The organism is Variovorax sp. Soil_C_17 (assembly GCF_057657265.1).
On sequence record NZ_JBDGIT010000001.1, the window covers coordinates 401,795 to 418,951 of the forward strand.

A 17,157-nucleotide genomic window follows, 5' to 3' on the forward strand; every position below is an offset into this window, starting at 1 on the left:
CGCGCAGAAAAAAGCCACCGCGAAGGTGGCTTCGGCAGGAAGTCGAAGAGATCAGAGCACTTCTTGCGCCAGCTCGCCCTTGGCGTACTTGGCGGCAACGACCTGCAGGGTCTCGCCCTTGATCTTGGCGCCCTGGCCTTCGCAGCCGAATTCGATATAGCGCTGCTTGCAGATCTGCTTGGCGGCCTCGCGCGCGGGCTTGAGCCATTCGCGGGCGTCGAACTTCTCGGGGTTCTCGGCCATGAACTTGCGCACCGCGCCGGTCATCGCCAGGCGGATGTCGGTGTCGATGTTGATCTTGCGCACGCCGTACTTGATGGCTTCCTGGATCTCCTCGACCGGCACGCCGTAGGTCTCCTTCATGTTGCCGCCGTACTGGCGGATGATGGCCAGCAGGTCCTGCGGCACGGAGGACGAACCGTGCATCACGAGGTGGGTGTTGGGAATGCGGCGGTGGATTTCCTTGATGCGGTCGATCGCCAGGATGTCGCCGGTGGGCTTGCGGGTGAACTTGTACGCGCCGTGGCTGGTGCCGATGGCGATGGCCAGGGCGTCGAGCTGGGTCTTCTTCACGAAGTCCGCGGCCTGCTCCGGGTCGGTCAGCAGCTGCTCGCGCGTCATGGTCGCGTCGGTGCCGTGGCCGTCTTCCTTGTCGCCCTTCATGGTCTCGAGCGAGCCCAGGCAGCCCAGTTCGCCTTCCACGGTCACGCCGACCTTGTGTGCCATGTCGACCACCTTGCGGGTGACGTCGACGTTGTAGTCGTAGCTCGCGATGGTCTTGCCGTCGGCTTCCAGCGAGCCGTCCATCATTACCGAGGAGAAGCCCAGGTTGATCGCGCCCTGGCACACGTCGGGGCTCTGGCCGTGGTCCTGGTGCATCACCAGCGGAATGTTCGGATAAGCCTCGACGGCCGCCAGGATCAGGTGCTTGATGAAGGGCTCGCCCGCGTACTTGCGCGCGCCTGCACTGGCCTGCAGGATCACCGGTGCGCCGGTTTCCTTGGCCGCTTCCATGACGGCCTGCACCTGTTCCAGGTTGTTGACGTTATAGGCCGGGATGCCGTAGCCGTTGGCCGCGGCGTGGTCGAGCAGTTCGCGCATCGAGACAAGTGCCATGGGTGTACCTCGCGGGGAAAATTAAGAAGGAAAAACTACCGCGATTCTACTGAGCACCCCTGTCGGACGGCTCCGACGCCCCGTTCGGGACGGCCGCGCCTCAACCCACCCGGCAGATCTTGAGCATGTTGGTGCCGCCCGGCGCGCCCATCGGCTCGCCACAGGTGATGGCGTAGATGTCGCCGGTCTGCACGATGCCGCGCTTCTTGAGGTGGGCCTCGGCCTGCAGCAGCGCCGTGTCGCGGTCGCTCTCGGCATCCATGAGCAGCGGGCGCACGTTGCGGTAGAGGGCCATCTTGCGCTGGGTTGCCAGGCGCGAGGTCAAGGCGTACATCGGGATGTGGGCGCGGTGGCGGCTCATCCACAGCGGGGTCGAGCCCGACTCCGTCAGCGCGACGATCGCTTTCGCGCCGAGGTGGTGCGCGGTGAAGAGGGCGCCCATGGCGATCGACTGGTCGATGCGGCTGTAGGTCTGGCCGCTGAAGTCGGCGTCCAGCTGCAGGTCCTCGGCGGCTTCGGCGGCCTCGCAGATGCGGCTCATCTCCTGCACCGTCTCCAGCGGATAGCGGCCTGAGGCGGTCTCGGCCGAGAGCATCACGGCGTCGGTGCCGTCGAGCACCGCGTTGGCCACGTCGCTCACCTCGGCGCGGGTGGGCACCGGGTTGCTGATCATCGACTCCATCATCTGCGTCGCCGTGATGACCACCTTGTCCATCTCGCGCGCCATGCGGATCATCTTCTTCTGCAGCGCCGGCACGGCAGCGTTGCCCACCTCGACCGCGAGGTCGCCGCGCGCAACCATGATGCCGTCGCTCGCGCGGAGGATCTCCTCCAGCTTGGGAATCGCCTCGGCGCGCTCGATCTTGGCGATCAGCCCCGGCTTGTGGCCGAACTCGGCCGCCGCCACGTTGCACAGCTGGCGCGCCATCTCCATGTCGGTGGCGTTCTTGGGGAAGCTCACCGCCACGTAGTCGGCCTGGAAGCTCATGGCAGTCTTGATGTCCTCCATGTCCTTGGCCGTCAGGGCCGGCGCCGTGAGGCCGCCCCCCTGCTTGTTGATGCCCTTGTTGTTCGAGAGCTCGCCGCCCAGCCGCACCGTGGTGTGCACCGCCTCGCCCTTGACGGCATCGACCGTGAGGACGATGAGGCCGTCGTTCAGCAGCAGGCTGTCGCCGGCCTTCACGTCGCGCGGCAGATCCTTGTAGTCCAGCCCGACGGCATCGACGTCGCCCAGCTCGGTGCGCGCACCGTCCAGGACGAACTTCGCCCCCGGCTCCAGCCACACCTTGCCCTCGGCGAACTTGCCGACCCGGATCTTCGGGCCCTGCAGGTCGGCCATGATCGCCACCTCGCGGCCTGCCGTGCGCGCCGCCTCGCGCACCATGGTGGCGCGGTTGATGTGGTCCTGCGCCGTGCCGTGGCTGAAGTTGAGGCGCACCACGCTGACCTTGTTGTGGATCATCTGCACCAGCAGCTCGGGCGTGCTCGAGGCCGGACCGAGCGTGGCGACGATCTTGGTGGCGTGGCGGGGAGGGCGGGTCGTGCTCATGCTGCGGGTCTCCGGTTTGTATTCCATACTGTATACACTTTTCGAGTGCGGCGATAGTCCCGCCGGCGCCATTTCCGGTGCCGCCCGCGCCGGGCTCAACCCGCCGCTCGTTTTTCGAGGATCTCGAAAGCCGGAAGCGTCTTGCCCTCCAGCACTTCGAGGAAGGCGCCGCCACCCGTGGAGATGTAGCCGACCTGGTCTTCGATGCCGTACTTGGCGATCGCCGCCAGCGTATCGCCGCCGCCGGCAATCGAGAAGGCGCTGCTGTCGGCGATGGCGCGCGCGATGGCTTCCGTCCCCTTGGAAAAGGCGTCGAACTCGAACACGCCCACGGGGCCGTTCCACACGATGGTGCCGGCCTCGCGCAGTTGGGCGGCGAGGATCTCCGCGGTCTTCGGGCCGATGTCGAGGATCAGGTCGTTCTCGGCCACGTCGTTCGCGGCCTTCACCGTGGCGGGCGCGTCGGCGGCGAAGCTCTGGGCGGTGACCACGTCGACGGGGATCGGCACCGCGGCACCCCGCGCGCGCATGGCCTCGATCACGGCCTGGGCCTGGTCTTGCAGATCGGGCTCGGCCAGCGACTTGCCGATGGGGAGGCCGGAAGCCAGCATGAAGGTGTTGGCAATGCCGCCGCCCACGATCAACTGGTCGACCTTGTCGGCCAAGCTCTTGAGGATGGTGAGCTTGGTGCTGACCTTGGAGCCCGCGACGATGGCCACCAGCGGCCGCTTCGGGTTGGCCAGCGCCTTGGTAATGGCATCGATCTCGGCCGCCAGCAGCGGACCGGCGCAGGCGATCTTCGCGTACTGGGCGATGCCGTAGGTGGTGGCCTCGGCGCGGTGCGCAGTGCCGAAGGCATCGTTGACGTAGATGTCGGTGAGGGCGGCGAGCTTGCGCGCGAGGGCCTCGTCGTTCTTCTTCTCGCCCTTGTTGAGGCGGCAGTTTTCCAGCAGCACGGCCTGGCCCGGCGCGACCTGCACGCCGTCGATCCAATTCGACACCAGCGGCACTTCGCGGCCCAGCAGCTCGCCCAGGCGCTTGGCAACCGGCGCCAGCGAATCCTCGGGCTTGAACTGGCCCTCGGTGGGCCGGCCGAGGTGCGAGGTCACCATCACCGCCGCGCCGGCATCCAGCGCCTGCCGGATGCAGGGCACCGACGCACGGATGCGCGTGTCTTCGGTGATGTTGCCGGCATCGTCCTGCGGCACGTTGAGGTCGGCTCGGATGAACACGCGCTGGCCGGCGACTTTGCCTTGCGCTGCGAGGTCGGTGAATCGAAGGACGTTCATGGGTAGGAGCGAGAGGATTGAAGCGGGGGGAGGTGCCTCGATGGAGGCGAAGAGCGATTGTAGGTTTGGCCGCGGGGGCAAGCTGCATCAGCCCGCCAGCCCGGACTGCGCGAATCGCTCCAGGATCTGGACGAAGCCCGCCGCTGCCGGCGAGAGCGAGCGCCGCGCCGCCGCGTACACGCACACCTCGCGATGGAAGTCGGGCCGGTCGAGCTTGACCATCTGCAGCCCATGGGCCCGCACCAGCGAGGCGGAGTAGGTCGGGCAGACCGTGAGCCCGAGCCCCGAGGCCACCATGCCGAGCGCAGTCGTCATGTACGACACCTCCTGCGTCGAGGCCCGCAGCAGGAAGGCGCGCGCATCGGCCTCCAGCTCCGGCAGCACGCGCTGGCGGAAGTCGCGCGTGGGCGCGATGAAGGTATACGGCCCGAGCTCGCTCCAGCGCACCATGCGCCGGCGCGCAAAGGGGTGGTCGGGCGGGCAGATCAGCCAGTGGCGGTCGCGGAACAAGCTGCGGCGCTCGACGGTGGCTGCATCCACTGCCACGTCCTGCCCCACTGCCAGTTCCGCCTCGCCCGAGGCCAAGCCCGCCAGCAGGTGCTCGGGCAGGGTATCGGCCAGTCGCACCTCGATGTCCGGATAGCGCGCGCGGTAGGCGGCGATCACGCGCGGCATCAACGTGCAGGCCATCAGCTGCGGCGCGGCCAGGCGCAGCAGGCCGCGCTTCTGGTCGCGCAACTCGGTGACGCCGGCCACCGCGCCGGCGAGGTCGGCCAGCAGGCGCTGCACCGAGGGCTGGAATGCGCGGCCGGCCTCCGACAGCAGCACGCGCCGCGTGTGGCGGTCGAAGAGCTGCACACCCATCTCGCGCTCCAGCTCGCGCACCAGCACGCTCAGCGCCGATTGCGTGAGATGCAGGCGCGCGGCGGCGGCGGTGAAGCTGCCGGTCTCGGCCACGGCGTCGAAGGCGCGCAGCTGGCGCAGGGTGATATTCATGGCCATTCTTCATCAATTGATGAATTTATTTCGATTGAATCATAAGAAGAACAAAGGCCCAATCCGGCCTGTTCCCCCCTGGAGACAACCCATGCCCCCTGCCGAGACCGTGCCGCCTGCCCTGCCTCCCGTGCCCGTGCGCGGGCTGCACCACTTCGCCTGGCGCTGCCGCGACAGCGAGGAGACGCGCCACTTCTACGAGGACCTGCTGGGCCTGCCGCTGGTGCACGTGATCAAGAGCGACCACGTGCCGAGCACCGGCGAGTACTGCCCCTACGTCCACATCTTCTTCCAGATGCGCGACGGCTCGTACATCGCCTTCTTCGACCTCGGCGACGACACGGCGGCCCTGCCCTCGCCCAACACGCCGGCCTGGGTCAACCACATCGCACTGCGGGTGGATTCGGTGGCCGACCTGCGAGCCGCCAAGGCGCAACTCGAATCGGCCGGCGTCGAGGTGCTGGGCGTGACCGACCACCACATCATCGAGTCGATCTACTTCTTCGATCCCAACGGCATCCGCGTGGAGCTGACCACGCCCACGGTGCCGCAGGCCGAGATGCAGGCGCATGCGCAGCGCGCACACGCCGAGCTGGACGCATGGACCCTGCGCAAGGCGCAGCTGCGCGCAAGGGCGGCGGCATGACGCAGTTGCAGCTCGCCGTCATCGACGTCAAGCCCGGCGCGGCGATGGAAAGCCAGTCGGGCCTGCAAATGCTGCGCCCGCGCATCTATGGTGCTTACCGCGCGCCCGCCGGCCGCAAGAAGATCGCCGCGATCGTGATGCATCCCACGAGCAACTTCATGGGCCACTACCTGATCGCGCCGCTGGCCGAGCGCGGCATCTGCTGCATGGGCCTCAACTCGCGCTACATGGGCAACGACACGGTGCTGCTGATGGAGCGCGCGATCCAGGACCTGGGCGCGGGCGTGCAGTTCCTGCGCGGCCTGGGCTACGAACACGTGGTGCTGATCGGCAACTCGGGCGGCGCAGCGCTTGCCAGCTTCTACCAGGCGCAGGCCGAGAAGCTCACCGCTCACCACTTCCCCGACGGCGACTCCACGCACCTGCACCCGGACGACCTGCCGCCGGCCGACGGCATCGCGCTGTGCGCGGCGCACCAGGGCCGCTCGAAGCTGATGCGCGACTGGATCGACCCGTCCGTCACCGACGAGCACGACCTGCTCTCGGTGGACCCCGAGCTCGACATGTACGACGCGCGCCATCGCGTGCCCTACAGCGCCGAGTTTCTCGCCCGCTTCGGCGCGGCGCAGAAGGCCCGCCTCGACCGGCTGGAGGCCTGGGCGCTGGAACGGCTGCACCTGCTGCGCAACACGCCCGGTGCGCCGCGCGACCAGGCCTTCGTCGTCTATCGCACGCACGCCGATCCGCGCTGCGTGGACCTCTCGATCGACGCCAACGACCGCGCACCCGGCAGCGTCTGGGGCGATGCGCGGCAGGTGAACTACTCGGCCAATGCGATGGGCCGCACGACCTCGCTGACAGCCTTCCTGTCGCAATGGTCCTCGCGCTCGCAGGCCGACGGTCCGTCGAACCTCGCCCGGACCGCCTGCCCCAAGCTGCTGTTGACCTACACGGCCGACCAGTCCACCTTCCCGAGCACGCGCGATGCGTGGATGAAAGCCGGCGGCGAACGCATACGCAATGTCGACATCGTCGGCGGCAACCACTACCTCGCCGGCCAGCCCGAGCTGGTGCAGCGCGCCGCGGACGCGATCGCCGAATGGGCACACGCGCTATGAGCACTGCGACGGAAGCCTTTCACTTCGCGCCCGCGTACCAGCTGCCGCACTGGCCCTTCGTGCCGCCGCCGGAGCTCGGCGGCGACGCGCTCGTTCGGCATCCGATCGTCATCGTCGGCGCGGGCCCGGCCGGCCTGACGCTCGCCTGCGACCTGGCGCAGCGCGGCGTGCCCGCCGTGCTGCTGGACGAGGACGACACGGTGGGCGTGCGCGGCGCGTCCTCGCGCGGCATCTGCTACGCACAGAAGAGCCTGGAAATCTTCGAGCGGCTGGGCATCTACCAGCGCATCGCGGACAAGGGCATCACCTGGTCCTTCGGCCGCACCTTCTCGGGCGAGACCGAGGTCTACAACTTCAACCTGCAGGCGAGCTGCGTCTCGGCGCAGCCGCCCTTCATCAACCTGCAGCAGTTCTACCTCGAATGGTTCCTGGTCGACCGCCTCCTCGAGCTGGGCGTGGTCGAACTGCGATGGAAGAACCGGGTGACGCGCATCGAGCCGGGCGAGCAAGGCGTGCGCGTCGAGATCGAGACGCCGGCCGGCGCGTACGCCATCGACGCCGGCTACCTCATCGATGCGAGCGGCGCCAACAGCCCCATCCGCGCGCAACTGGGCCTGGACGCCCACGTCTCGCGCAGCACCGACCGCTGGTGCATCAGCGACGTGCGCTTCAAGAAGCCGCTGCCCGTGGAGCGCTGGACCTGGGTCGACGCGCCCTTCAACGAGGGCCGCGCGGTCTGGCAGCACCTGATGGCCGATGGTGTCTGGCGCATCGACTACCAGATGCCCGAGGACTGCGATGCGGCCTACATCAGCAAGCCGGAGGTCGCCGGCGCGCGGCTGCGCGAGCAGCTCGGGCCGGGCGTGGAGTTCGAGTTCGTCTGGATCGGGCCGTACGGCTACCGCGACCACCTGCTCGACCGCTTCCGCCATGGACGCCTGTTCTTCATCGGCGATTCGGCGCATGTGGTGAGCCCCTTCGGCGCGCGTGGCGGCAACAGCGGCATCCAGGACGCGGCCAACCTGGGCTGGAAGCTGGCGCTGGTTGCGCAGGGCCGGGCCGGCGATGCGTTGCTCGACACCTACGATGCCGAGCGCCGGCCCGCGGCGGCCGAGAACCTGAAGGTCACCAGCCGCACCGCCCGCTTCCTCGCGCCCCGCTCGCAAGCCGAGCACACGATGCGCCGCGCAGTGCTCGCGCTGGCTTCGCGCTATCCGTTTGCGCGCGCGCTGGTCAACACGGGGCGCATGTCGGTGGCCAACGACTATCCGGCGGGGCGGCACCTGCTGAAAGGCGGGCGCAGCGTGCAGAACCTGCCGCTGCGCTGGCGCGACGGCCGACCCTGCACGCTGATGCAGATGCTGGCCGAAGGCACGCGCTGCCTCGGGCTGTGGTTCGCACCGTCGCGCGAGCAGGTCCGGGCGGCGGCCGACACGGTGGCGTCACTGCCGCTGCAGCTCGTCGCGATCGGCGGCGACAGCGGCCTGCCCACGCTCGAGCCCGACGACGCGCTGGCCATGCAGCTGGGCGATCAGGCGCCCGGCAGCTTCTGCCTGCTTCGTCCCGACGCCTACCGCGCCACGCTGCTGCAGGATCCAACGCCCGCGGCCATCGCCGCCGCTGTCCACACCGCCCTTGCCCACGGCTGAAGGGCCGCCCCGGGAACCCGCGAACACGACGGCGAGCTCCAGAAGGCGCCAGCTCACCAGTTCAGGCCCAGACGCAGGGGCAGGTACACCGCCATGCCGGCCAGCATCGTCCCCAGCACGCCCCGGCGCTGGAAGAAGTAGGCCGCTCCGGCCGCCGCGCCGTACAGCCGCGCGTCCTGCCAGGTCGAGACCAGGTGGCCCTGCGTCATCACGATCTCGGGAATGATCACCGCCGCGAGCGCGGCCACGGGGGCGTAGTGCAGTGCGCGGTGCGCCCAGTCGGGCAAGCCCCAGGGGCGGTCGAGAATGAAGAAGAAGCAACGCGTGAGCACGGTCACGCAGGCCAGGCCGACGATCACGGCCAGGGTCCAGGGATCGGTGGTGGCGCCGCTGCCCAGGGTCATTGATCGTCCTCCGCGTCGGCATCGAGCCCGAATTGCTTCTCGAGCCAGAAGCACAGCAACACGGCCACGCCGATGCCGGCCACGATGTTGAGCTTCAAAGGCAGCGCGTAGGCCGCCACGGCGGTCACGCCCGCGATCAGGGCCGCGAGGATGCGCAGCCGCGTCGTCGCCATCGAGCAGACCACGGCGACGAGGCACAGCACGCCGGCGAAGCCCAGCCCCCAGCTTTGCGGGATCAGGTTCGCGAGCACGACGCCGAGCACGCTCATGCCCATCCACGAGCACCACACCACGAAGTAATTGCCGGTGAGATAGGCCTCCTGCGCGCGCTCCTCGGCCGCGTTGGCGGGCGGCTGCGCGTACTGCCGGGTGAAAAAGGCGTAGGTCATGTCGGCCGTCAGGTAGCCGTGCGTCATGCGGCGCCAGCGCGGCATGTGCATCAGATAGGGCCGCAGGTGCAGGCTGAACACCACGAAGCGCAGGTTGACGCAGAAGCCGGTGGCCAGGATGACCCACGCCGGAGCGCCTGCGATCAGCAGCGGGATGGCCGCCAACTGCGAGCTGCCGGCATAGACCAGCAACGTCATCGCGATCGACTCGAAGACGCTCATGCCCGCCTTGACCATCGCCACGCCGGTCATCAGGCCCCAGGCGCCGGTGCCGAGGGCGACCGAGGACATGTCGCGCGCGCCCTGGCGGAACTCGGGGAGACGGCGGATCGACGAGAGAAAGAACATCAGCCGAAGACCTGCCCGGGCTTCAGGTCGAAGCCGCGCAGGAAGTCGGCCACCGGCAGGCGCTTGCCGCCTGGGCGCTGCAGTTCGGTGAGCACCACGACGCCATCCAGGGCCGCCACGGCGACGCCGGTCGGGCCGACCGCCAGCACCGTTCCGGGCGGCTCCGTCGAAGGCTCGGGATGAACCTTCGCGGCCCAGAGCTTGAGGGTTTCGCCGTCCACGTTGCTGCTGGCGCCCGGAAACGGATCGAAGGCGCGGATGCGGCGCACGATGGTCGCGGCCGGCTGCGTCCAGTCGATGTGCGCCTCCTGCTTCTCGACCTTGTGCGCGTAGCTCACGCCTTCGGCGGGCTGGGGCTCCGGGCGCAGCGTTGCGGCCTCGGCCTGCTTCAGCGCGTCCACGATCAGCCGGCCGCCGAGCGCGGCCAGCCTGTCGTGCAATTGCGCGGTGCTGTCCTCGCCGATGACGAGCGATTCGCCAAGCAGCATGTCGCCGGTGTCCAGCCCCGCGTCCATTTGCATGATGGTGATGCCCGTCTGCTCATCGCCGGCCTCGATGGCGCGGTGGATGGGCGCCGCCCCGCGCCAGCGCGGCAACAGGCTGGCATGGATGTTGAGGCAGCCCAGCCGCGGCGCATCGAGCACCCATTGCGGCAGGATCAAGCCATAGGCCGCGACCACCATGACGTCGAGCTCGGCGCCGACGATGGCGTCACGCGCCGCGGCCGCGTCCTCGGGGTACTTGCCGTCCAGCCGCAGGCTGCGCGGCTGTGCCACCGGCCAGTTGCGGGCGAGGGCGAGCTGCTTGACCGGCGAGGCCTGCAGCTTCATGCCGCGGCCCGCGGGGCGGTCGGGCTGCGTCAGCACCAGCAAGATCTCGAAACCGGCGGCAGCGATCGCCTCCAGCGCGACGCGGGCGAACTCGGGCGTGCCCGCGAATGCGACTTTCATGGGGCCCTCACAGCGGCGCCAGCAGCTCGAGCATCAGGTCGTCACCTGTGTGGTAGCGCTGCACCACACCGGTCGGATCGATGTAGATGTAGAGCAGGCGCGGCGTGTTCTGCCACTTGTAGCGCCAGGTCCAGATGTCGCCCTCGAAGGAGCTCACCTTCGTGATCTCGAAAGGCCGGCCGTACACGCGCAGCACGTCGGCCACGCGCCAGCGGCCGACGCCGGGCTGGATGGTCCGGTCGAACAAGCGCTCGTCGAGCTCCTGCTTGACCGAGACCACGTGGCCGCCTGCATCGAGGTCGACATTGTTGACCTCGAAGCCGGCCGGCGCGCGCGAGTACTGCAGCCGCTCGCCGCCGCCGGACAGGGGATAGACGGCCGTCGGCGCGCCGAGCTCGCGCACGGTCTGGTCGCGCGAGCTGCCCATGGCCAAGCGCGTCGGCTCGCCAGCGCAACCGGCCAGCAGCGCCGCCGCGAGCAGCGCAGCCGGGCCGGGCCGCAGGGCGAGCGTCAACGGCGCCCTTCCCGCGCGTCGAGGCGCTGGTCCTCGCGCTGCTGCTTGAGAAGCTTGCTCTTGATGCGGTTGCGCTTCAAAGGCGAGAGGTATTCGACGAACACTTTGCCCAGCAGGTGGTCGAGCTCGTGCTGGATGCAGACGGCCAGCAGGCCCTCGGCCTCGATGGTGCGCAGCTCGCCCTCGGCGTCGAGTGCCGTCACGCGCACGGCGGTGGAACGCTCCACGCCGTCGTAGATGCCGGGCACCGAGAGACATCCTTCCTCATTGAGGACTTTTTCATCACTGGCCCAGACGATCTCGGGGTTGATCAAAACCAGGGGCTCGTTACGCTCCTCGGATACATCGACCACGACCAACCGCTCATGCACGTCGACTTGGGTGGCCGCGAGGCCGATGCCGTTGGCGTCGTACATGGTTTCGAGCATGTCGGCGACCAAGGTCTTGATGCGTGCATCGACGCCCTGCACCGGCTTGGCTACCTTGTGCAGGCGCGGGTCGGGATAGCTCAGGATGGTTCTTTTGGCCATGAACGGGAGGAAAAATTGTCGTTATTTTCGCCATTTCCGCGACGCCCAAAGGCCTCGCGACTTGATAAACGTTGCCCGATCAAGGGCTTCAGCGCAAAATTGGTTTCAAATTGTGAGTATTCGTACGCCCTCCCGGTCCCGTGCGCGCACACCATCCGACCATGAAGAAACTTCGCATCGACAACAGCCCGCGTCCGAACCTTCTCGCCACGCTGGCGGCGATCGCCATGGCAGGCTTGGGCGCAACGGCGCAGGCGCAGAATTATCCCGTCACGCCTCAGCAGCGCGGCACCGCGCAGCAGACAGCGCAGGCCGGCGTCCCACTGTCCGAGCTGGCACCGAACGCGCCCGACGAGTACACGGTCAAGCCACGCGACACGCTGTGGGCCATTTCCCGGCTGTATCTACGCAGTCCCTGGCGCTGGCCCGAGTTGTGGGGCATGAACATGGGCGAGATCCAGAACCCGCACCGCATCTACCCCGGTCAGGTGCTCTACCTCGACAAGAGCGGGGGCCGCGCCCGCCTGGCGCTGCGCCGCGGCGGCAGTGGCATGCCGGAGGGCGGCACCATCAAGCTGTCCCCGCGCACGCGCTACGAATCCCTGTCGGACATGGCGCTTCCCACGCTGAACCCCAGCGTGATCGAGCCCTTCCTTGCCGAACCGGTGGTGGTCGACGCCGAGACGCTGGCGACCGCGCCACGCATCGTGGCGGGCAACGAAAGTCGCGTGGTGCTGGCGCGCGGCGACCGGGCCTATGCGCGCGGCGAACCCAACGCGCCGCTGATGGAAGCGCCCGGCCCGATCCGGACCTACCGCGTTTTCCGCAACGCCACTCCGCTGAAGGACCCGGGCACGGGCGAGATCCTCGGGTACGAAGCGCAATACGTGGGCAAGGCCCAGCTACAGCGCGGCGAATCGAGCGTCAAGGAAGAGGTGGAGGGCAAAGAGGTCGTGTACCCGGTGCCGGCCACCATCGACATCATCGCCGCCCGCGAGGAGATCCGAGCCGGCGACCGCCTGCTGCCCGAGCCGCCTCGCCAACTGGTGAGCTACGTGCCGCGCGCCCCGGCGCACACCATCGCCGACGGCCGCATCGTCTCGGTCTACGGCAACGCGGTGCAGTTCGCGGCCCAGAACCAGGTCGTGGCCATCAACAAGGGCACCATCGACGGGATCGAGAACGGCCATGTGCTGGCCATCCTCAAGAACGGCGAAACCGTCATCGACAAGACCGGCGCCGCCAAGGAGACGCTGAAGCTGCCGAACGAGCGCATCGGCCTCCTGATGGTGTTCCGTCCCTTCGAGCGGGTGTCGTACGCGCTGGTGCTCGAGATCAACGACGCACCCCGTATCGGCGACCTGCTGGTCAACCCCTGACGCCGGCCCCGCCGTCGCGTGGAACGTGACGAACTCGCAGGCTGGCTGCGGCTCACGCTGACGCCGGGCATCGGCAACACGGCCGCGCGCAGGCTGCTGGCGGCCTTCGGCCTGCCCTGCGATGTCTTTGCACAACCGGCGGCGGCGCTCCGGCAGATCGTGCCCGAGGCGCAGGCCAATGTCTTGCTGCAGGCGCCGGACGAGCTCGGTGCCCTGCTCGACCGCACCGTCGAATGGCTTCAGCGCATCGAGCCGCAGGGCGCGACGCACCGCATTCTCACGCTGGCGGACGCCGCTTATCCGGCCTCTCTGCTCGAGATGGCCGATCCGCCCCTGATGCTCTACCTGATCGGGCCGGCGCCGCTCGAGCTCGCCCAGTTGGGCCGCAGCGTCGCGATGGTGGGCAGCCGCAACCCCACGCCGCAGGGCGTCTCGAATGCGCGCGCCTTCGCCCGGAGCTTCGGCGAGGCTGGAATCACCGTCGTGTCGGGGCTGGCGCTGGGCATCGACGGCGCGGCCCACGAGGGCGCGCTGGAGGCGGCGACCGATTTGCTCTGGCCGGCGACGGTGGCGGTGGTCGGCACGGGGCTGGACCGCGTCTACCCCGCCCGTCATCGCGCGCTCGCACAGCGCATCGCCGAGCGCGGGCTGATCGTGAGCGAGTTCCCACTGGGCACGCCGCCCCTCAACCAGAACTTCCCGAAGCGCAACCGAATCATCGCCGGCCTATCGCGCGGCACGCTGGTGGTGGAGGCGGCGCTGCAGTCGGGTTCGTTGATCACCGCACGGCTCGCCAGCGAGCAGGGCAGGGAGGTGTTCGCCATCCCCGGGTCCATCCATTCGCCGCAGTCGCGCGGCTGCCACGCTCTGATCCGCCAGGGCGCCAAGCTGGTCGAGACGGTCGGCGACGTGCTCGAGGAGCTGCGCTTCGATGCCGCCGCCCCTCCACCCGCGCCAGCCCCGCAGAACGAGCCCGCCTCGCTCCCCGGAGGCCTGCTGCACGCCATGGGCTACGACCCGGTGAGCCTGGACGCGCTGTGCGCGCGCACCGGCCACCCGGTCGCCGCACTGCAGGTTCAGCTATTGGAGCTGGAGCTCGCCGGTCACGTGGCCCGGCTGCCCGGCGCCCTGTTTCAGCAAATCGCCCAAGGCTGAGCCCTGTCGGCGCCGCGTTCCGGCAACGCAACTGCGCCGACGCGGAGCTGGGCTATATTGGGCCCATGTTCGAAGTGCTCGTGTACGTGTACGAAAACTACTGGCGCGGTGATGCCTGCCCCGAGTCCGGCCAACTGGGCCGCAAGCTCAGCGCACAAGGCTTCGACCCGCAGGAGATCCGCGACGCCCTGCACTGGCTGGACGGCCTGAGCCTTGCCACCCAAGGCATCCAGCTCACGCGCCATGCCGACGGCACCAGCGCCACCGTGAGCCGGGAAGGCCCGGCTGCGCTTCCCGAATCACCCCGGTCGATGCGCGTCTACTCGATGGCCGAGCAGGAGCATCTGGGCGCAGAGTGCCTGGGCTTCATCAGCTTCCTCGAATCCTCCGGCGTGCTGCCGGCCAGCCTGCGCGAGATCGTGATCGAGCGCGCGATGGCCACCACGGGCGATCCGCTGGAGTTGGACGAACTCAAGATCATCGTGCTGATGGTGCACTGGAGCACCGGCATCGAGCCCGACGCGTTGGTGCTCGACGAGCTCTGCGACGACACGCTGAACCGCATCGCCCACTGAGCTCCGCGCTCAGTTCAGCAGCCGTTCGGGATTCGCGTCCAGCTTGGCCAGCGCTTCGCGGGTGGCGCGCACCGTGAGCGTCTCTTCCTCGGCCGGCACCAGCAGCCCCGCCTGCAGATAGGAAGCCAGCCGTCCCACCTGAATCAGGAAGCTGCGCCCATCGCTGGAGGCGAACAGATGCAATTGCTTGCGCTCGCTGCGCCAGACGAACTGGACTTGGCTCACCCGGTCGTTGTGATCGAGCATGAACCAGGTGCCCACCTGCAACTCGTGCGCCCACTGGAGCATGTCCTCGCCGACCTTGTTGCCGGTGTCGGGGACGATCTCGAGCGAGGCGGCATCCACCCCGAGCAGAAGCTCGATGCTGGCGGCATCCAGCGGGAGGTCGGTTGCATCGCCCTCGTCGGTGACGAAGTCCTCGAGGTTGGCCAGACGCTTGGCCATGGCCTCGATCTTGGCGGGTGGGATGGCCTCGGTCTTGGAGAGGAAAGCATCGGAAAGCGTCGACCCGATGGTCTTGATCTGCGCCTCCTGCGGCTCGCCCTCGATGCCCAGCAGGCTCATGCCCTGGCGCAGGCGCTGCAGCAGCTGCGGCAGGTCCTGGATGACGCGGGCGCGGTCGTTGCGGTTGGGCTTGGCGCTTGCGGCCCACACCAGGTCGGAGGCCGCACGCTTGAGGGTGACGGTCTGCTCGTCCTGGGCACCGTAGCGCAGGGCGGCGATGGCCAGCACTTCCGCCCAGATCTTGAACAAGAACTCGCGGATCTCCTCGCGCACCGGCATGTCGTTGAGCATCTTGCGCAACTCGATGGTGTACTGGATCGCCATCGTCTCCTTCTGCTCGACCTGCTGCGCCACGCTCATCAGCCGCTGGGTGGCGTCGCTCTGCGTCAGGTACTTGTTCAGGAAGGCGACGAATTCATCGAACACCAGCTTGAAGACGCGCTGGCCGGTCTCGGGGTACTGCTCGATCACCTGCACCACGCGCCGGATCTCGCCCTCCAGCGCACTGCCCGAGATGGCGGCGGCGTCGAAGCCCATCACGCAGGAGCCCATGCGGTCGATCAGCATGCGCGCCGGGTGCTGCAGCGTGCCGAAGAATTCCGGCTCGGCAATCGCCACCCGCAGCACCGGCATCTGGAGGCGAGCGAACCACACGCGCGCCGAGAAGGGGATGCGCTCCTCGGCCAGAATGGCCTGGAACATCAGCGCAACGATCTCGACCGTGGCCTTGTCGGCCGTGGTCGGCGCCTTTTTCTTGAGCTCGCTGGTGCGCCGACGCAGCTCGGCGGCAGTTTGGTGGATGGCCGTGGCCTCTTCGCCGACCACGTACTGGGAGGCCATCACCTGGTAGGCCGCCTCGGCGTCGGCGATGGCCGCGGCGAAGGCCGGCGCGGCCAGACCGATCGGGCCGCCACCGCCTCCCGCACCGCTGCCACCACCGCCCAAGGCGCCGGCCCCAGGGCCCTGGGCGCCCGGCGCGCGCAGTTGGCCCAGGTCGCCGCCTATCCGGGCGGTCACGAATCGCTTGAGATTGAGCAGCACGCCCTGGGCGCGCTGGCGTGCCAACACCAGGGGGGAGCCGCCGGTGGCGACCAGCGTGTCGCCGCCCACCTGGCCTTGCCCGCGGCCGACACCGATCGCCGCTGGCGCAAAACTGCCCGGCGGGGCGCCGAAGCCGCCCGGCATGGCGCGGGGCGCGCCGCCGACGCCGGGCTGGGTGGTGCCGGCCTGCGAGGCGTGCGCGAAGCTGCCGCCGAGCGCGGCCGGCGCCGAATTGACGCTGCCGGTGCGTTTGACAAAGCTCTTGAGATCGATCTCGGGCATCACCCCGCGCTCGATCAGGAAGGCATTGGCGTCCTTGTAGGCTGCGACGACCACGTCGACCAGGCGCTGCTGGACGATGTCCTGCACCCGCGTCCAAGTCTCGCGAGTCAGGCCGACGGCCAGCCACTGGTCGACCAAGGTCCGGGCCAGCGCCTCGGGCTTGAGCACGTCCTTGGCATCCAGCTCGGCGGTGCCCTCCAGGTACTGGATGCGCAGGCGCAGGTCGTTCAGCTCGAACTGGGCTTTGTCCTGGATCGACTGTGCCAAGCGAGAGGACAGGATGCCGGTCTCCACCACCTCGTCGCCGATCAGCTCCAGGCGCAGGCCGCCGGTGGCGCCGCCTTGCGTGCTGCCTCCCAGCGCCTTGCGCCACGCGCTCCGGGACATCGGCACCCAGTTGGAACCCTGGGCCTGGAAGGCCAGGTAGTCGTCGCGATGCTGCTGCATGTCGCGCGCGTTGGCGGTCATCCCGGCCAGCGCCGCGAGACGTTCGCGGACCGCATCGGCCACCGGTACGATCGCTCCCTCGGTGGCGGCGACGAAGCGCTCACGGGTCTCTCGGGCGAGCTGCTGGGAAGAGGCGGGGGACCGCGAGATCATGGAAAGGGCGAGGACGGCAATTAATACGTTTCAACAAGTCCGAGCTTGCATCGCGAAGCGTAACCGCACAAGGGTACCGGATGCTGCTCGGCAACCCGAATCCGCAGCTGCCCGGGCAAAGGC

Annotated in this window: 16 protein-coding genes; 6 read left to right on the forward strand and 10 right to left on the reverse strand. The window is 68.7% G+C overall.

The genetic code is table 11. From position 1 onward, the window contains the following. Window positions 1-51 precede the first annotated feature (51 nt). The 4 genes from fba to AC3A6Y_RS01865 all read right to left on the reverse strand — a co-directional run bounded on the left by fba (window position 52) and on the right by AC3A6Y_RS01865 (window position 4,950). Window positions 52-1,116 carry a class II fructose-bisphosphate aldolase gene (gene fba, locus AC3A6Y_RS01850; RefSeq protein WP_487866529.1) on the reverse strand — a complete coding sequence of 355 codons (1,065 nt, stop codon included), beginning with the start codon at window positions 1,114-1,116 and terminating at the stop codon, window positions 52-54. Window positions 1,117-1,216: 100 nt separating this feature from the next. Next, on the reverse strand, window positions 1,217-2,665 hold the full coding sequence (gene pyk / locus AC3A6Y_RS01855; protein WP_487866530.1) for a pyruvate kinase: 1,449 nt from the start codon (window positions 2,663-2,665) through the stop codon (window positions 1,217-1,219). Between the two features lie 95 nt (window positions 2,666-2,760). Further along, window positions 2,761-3,954, reverse strand: coding sequence for a phosphoglycerate kinase (locus AC3A6Y_RS01860; RefSeq protein WP_487866531.1), 1,194 nt, complete (start codon window positions 3,952-3,954; stop codon window positions 2,761-2,763). A gap of 87 nt (window positions 3,955-4,041) precedes the next feature. After that, the gene (locus tag AC3A6Y_RS01865; RefSeq protein ID WP_487866532.1) at window positions 4,042-4,950 is read right to left on the reverse strand and encodes a LysR family transcriptional regulator; all 909 of its coding nucleotides are present in this window, start codon (window positions 4,948-4,950) and stop codon (window positions 4,042-4,044) included. A 91-nt stretch (window positions 4,951-5,041) separates the two neighbouring features. Between AC3A6Y_RS01865 and AC3A6Y_RS01870 the strand changes: the two genes are divergently transcribed. The 3 genes from AC3A6Y_RS01870 to AC3A6Y_RS01880 are packed head-to-tail and all read left to right on the forward strand — an operon-like array spanning window position 5,042 to window position 8,363. Further along, window positions 5,042-5,596, forward strand: a complete 555-nt coding sequence (locus AC3A6Y_RS01870) for a VOC family protein (RefSeq protein WP_487866533.1) — start codon at window positions 5,042-5,044, stop codon at window positions 5,594-5,596. Next, a complete protein-coding gene (locus AC3A6Y_RS01875; RefSeq protein ID WP_487867782.1) occupies window positions 5,593-6,714 on the forward strand; it encodes an alpha/beta hydrolase family protein in 1,122 nt (373 codons plus the stop codon). The genes AC3A6Y_RS01870 and AC3A6Y_RS01875 overlap by 4 nt, the downstream gene beginning before the upstream one ends. Then, entirely contained in the window at window positions 6,711-8,363 is a 1,653-nt protein-coding gene (locus AC3A6Y_RS01880; RefSeq protein WP_487866534.1) for an FAD-dependent monooxygenase, read from the forward strand. Before AC3A6Y_RS01875 ends, AC3A6Y_RS01880 begins: the two co-directional genes overlap by 4 nt. Before the next feature lie 53 nt (window positions 8,364-8,416). On the opposite strand, the gene AC3A6Y_RS01885 is transcribed toward AC3A6Y_RS01880, so the two are convergent. The 5 genes from AC3A6Y_RS01885 to def are packed head-to-tail and all read right to left on the reverse strand — an operon-like array spanning window position 8,417 to window position 11,498. Further along, window positions 8,417-8,767, reverse strand: coding sequence for an AzlD domain-containing protein (locus AC3A6Y_RS01885; RefSeq protein WP_487866535.1), 351 nt, complete (start codon window positions 8,765-8,767; stop codon window positions 8,417-8,419). Continuing rightward, window positions 8,764-9,504: an AzlC family ABC transporter permease gene (locus tag AC3A6Y_RS01890; protein ID WP_487866536.1), complete on the reverse strand. Its 741-nt coding sequence runs from the start codon at window positions 9,502-9,504 to the stop codon at window positions 8,764-8,766. Before AC3A6Y_RS01890 ends, AC3A6Y_RS01885 begins: the two co-directional genes overlap by 4 nt. Further along, complete coding sequence (gene fmt, locus AC3A6Y_RS01895) at window positions 9,504-10,454, reverse strand: methionyl-tRNA formyltransferase (protein ID WP_487866537.1); 951 nt, start codon at window positions 10,452-10,454, stop codon at window positions 9,504-9,506. The genes AC3A6Y_RS01890 and fmt overlap by 1 nt, the downstream gene beginning before the upstream one ends. 7 nt (window positions 10,455-10,461) lie before the next feature. Continuing rightward, entirely contained in the window at window positions 10,462-10,968 is a 507-nt protein-coding gene (locus AC3A6Y_RS01900) for a hypothetical protein (RefSeq protein ID WP_487866538.1), read from the reverse strand. Further along, window positions 10,965-11,498: a peptide deformylase gene (gene def / locus AC3A6Y_RS01905; protein WP_487866539.1), complete on the reverse strand. Its 534-nt coding sequence runs from the start codon at window positions 11,496-11,498 to the stop codon at window positions 10,965-10,967. Before def ends, AC3A6Y_RS01900 begins: the two co-directional genes overlap by 4 nt. Window positions 11,499-11,659: 161 nt before the next feature. Between def and AC3A6Y_RS01910 the strand changes: the two genes are divergently transcribed. The 3 genes from AC3A6Y_RS01910 (at window position 11,660) to AC3A6Y_RS01920 (ending at window position 14,607) form a co-directional block, all read left to right on the forward strand. After that, entirely contained in the window at window positions 11,660-12,877 is a 1,218-nt protein-coding gene (locus tag AC3A6Y_RS01910; protein WP_487866540.1) for a LysM peptidoglycan-binding domain-containing protein, read from the forward strand. Between the two features lie 18 nt (window positions 12,878-12,895). Then, on the forward strand, window positions 12,896-14,032 hold the full coding sequence (gene dprA, locus AC3A6Y_RS01915) for a DNA-processing protein DprA (protein ID WP_487866541.1): 1,137 nt from the start codon (window positions 12,896-12,898) through the stop codon (window positions 14,030-14,032). 65 nt (window positions 14,033-14,097) lie between these two features. After that, window positions 14,098-14,607: a Smg family protein gene (locus tag AC3A6Y_RS01920; RefSeq protein WP_487866542.1), complete on the forward strand. Its 510-nt coding sequence runs from the start codon at window positions 14,098-14,100 to the stop codon at window positions 14,605-14,607. Window positions 14,608-14,616: 9 nt separating this feature from the next. Here the strand turns inward: AC3A6Y_RS01920 and AC3A6Y_RS01925 are convergent, their stop codons facing one another. Next, window positions 14,617-17,034, reverse strand: a complete 2,418-nt coding sequence (locus AC3A6Y_RS01925) for a DUF1631 family protein (protein ID WP_487866543.1) — start codon at window positions 17,032-17,034, stop codon at window positions 14,617-14,619. Between the last annotated feature and the right edge of the window lie 123 nt (window positions 17,035-17,157).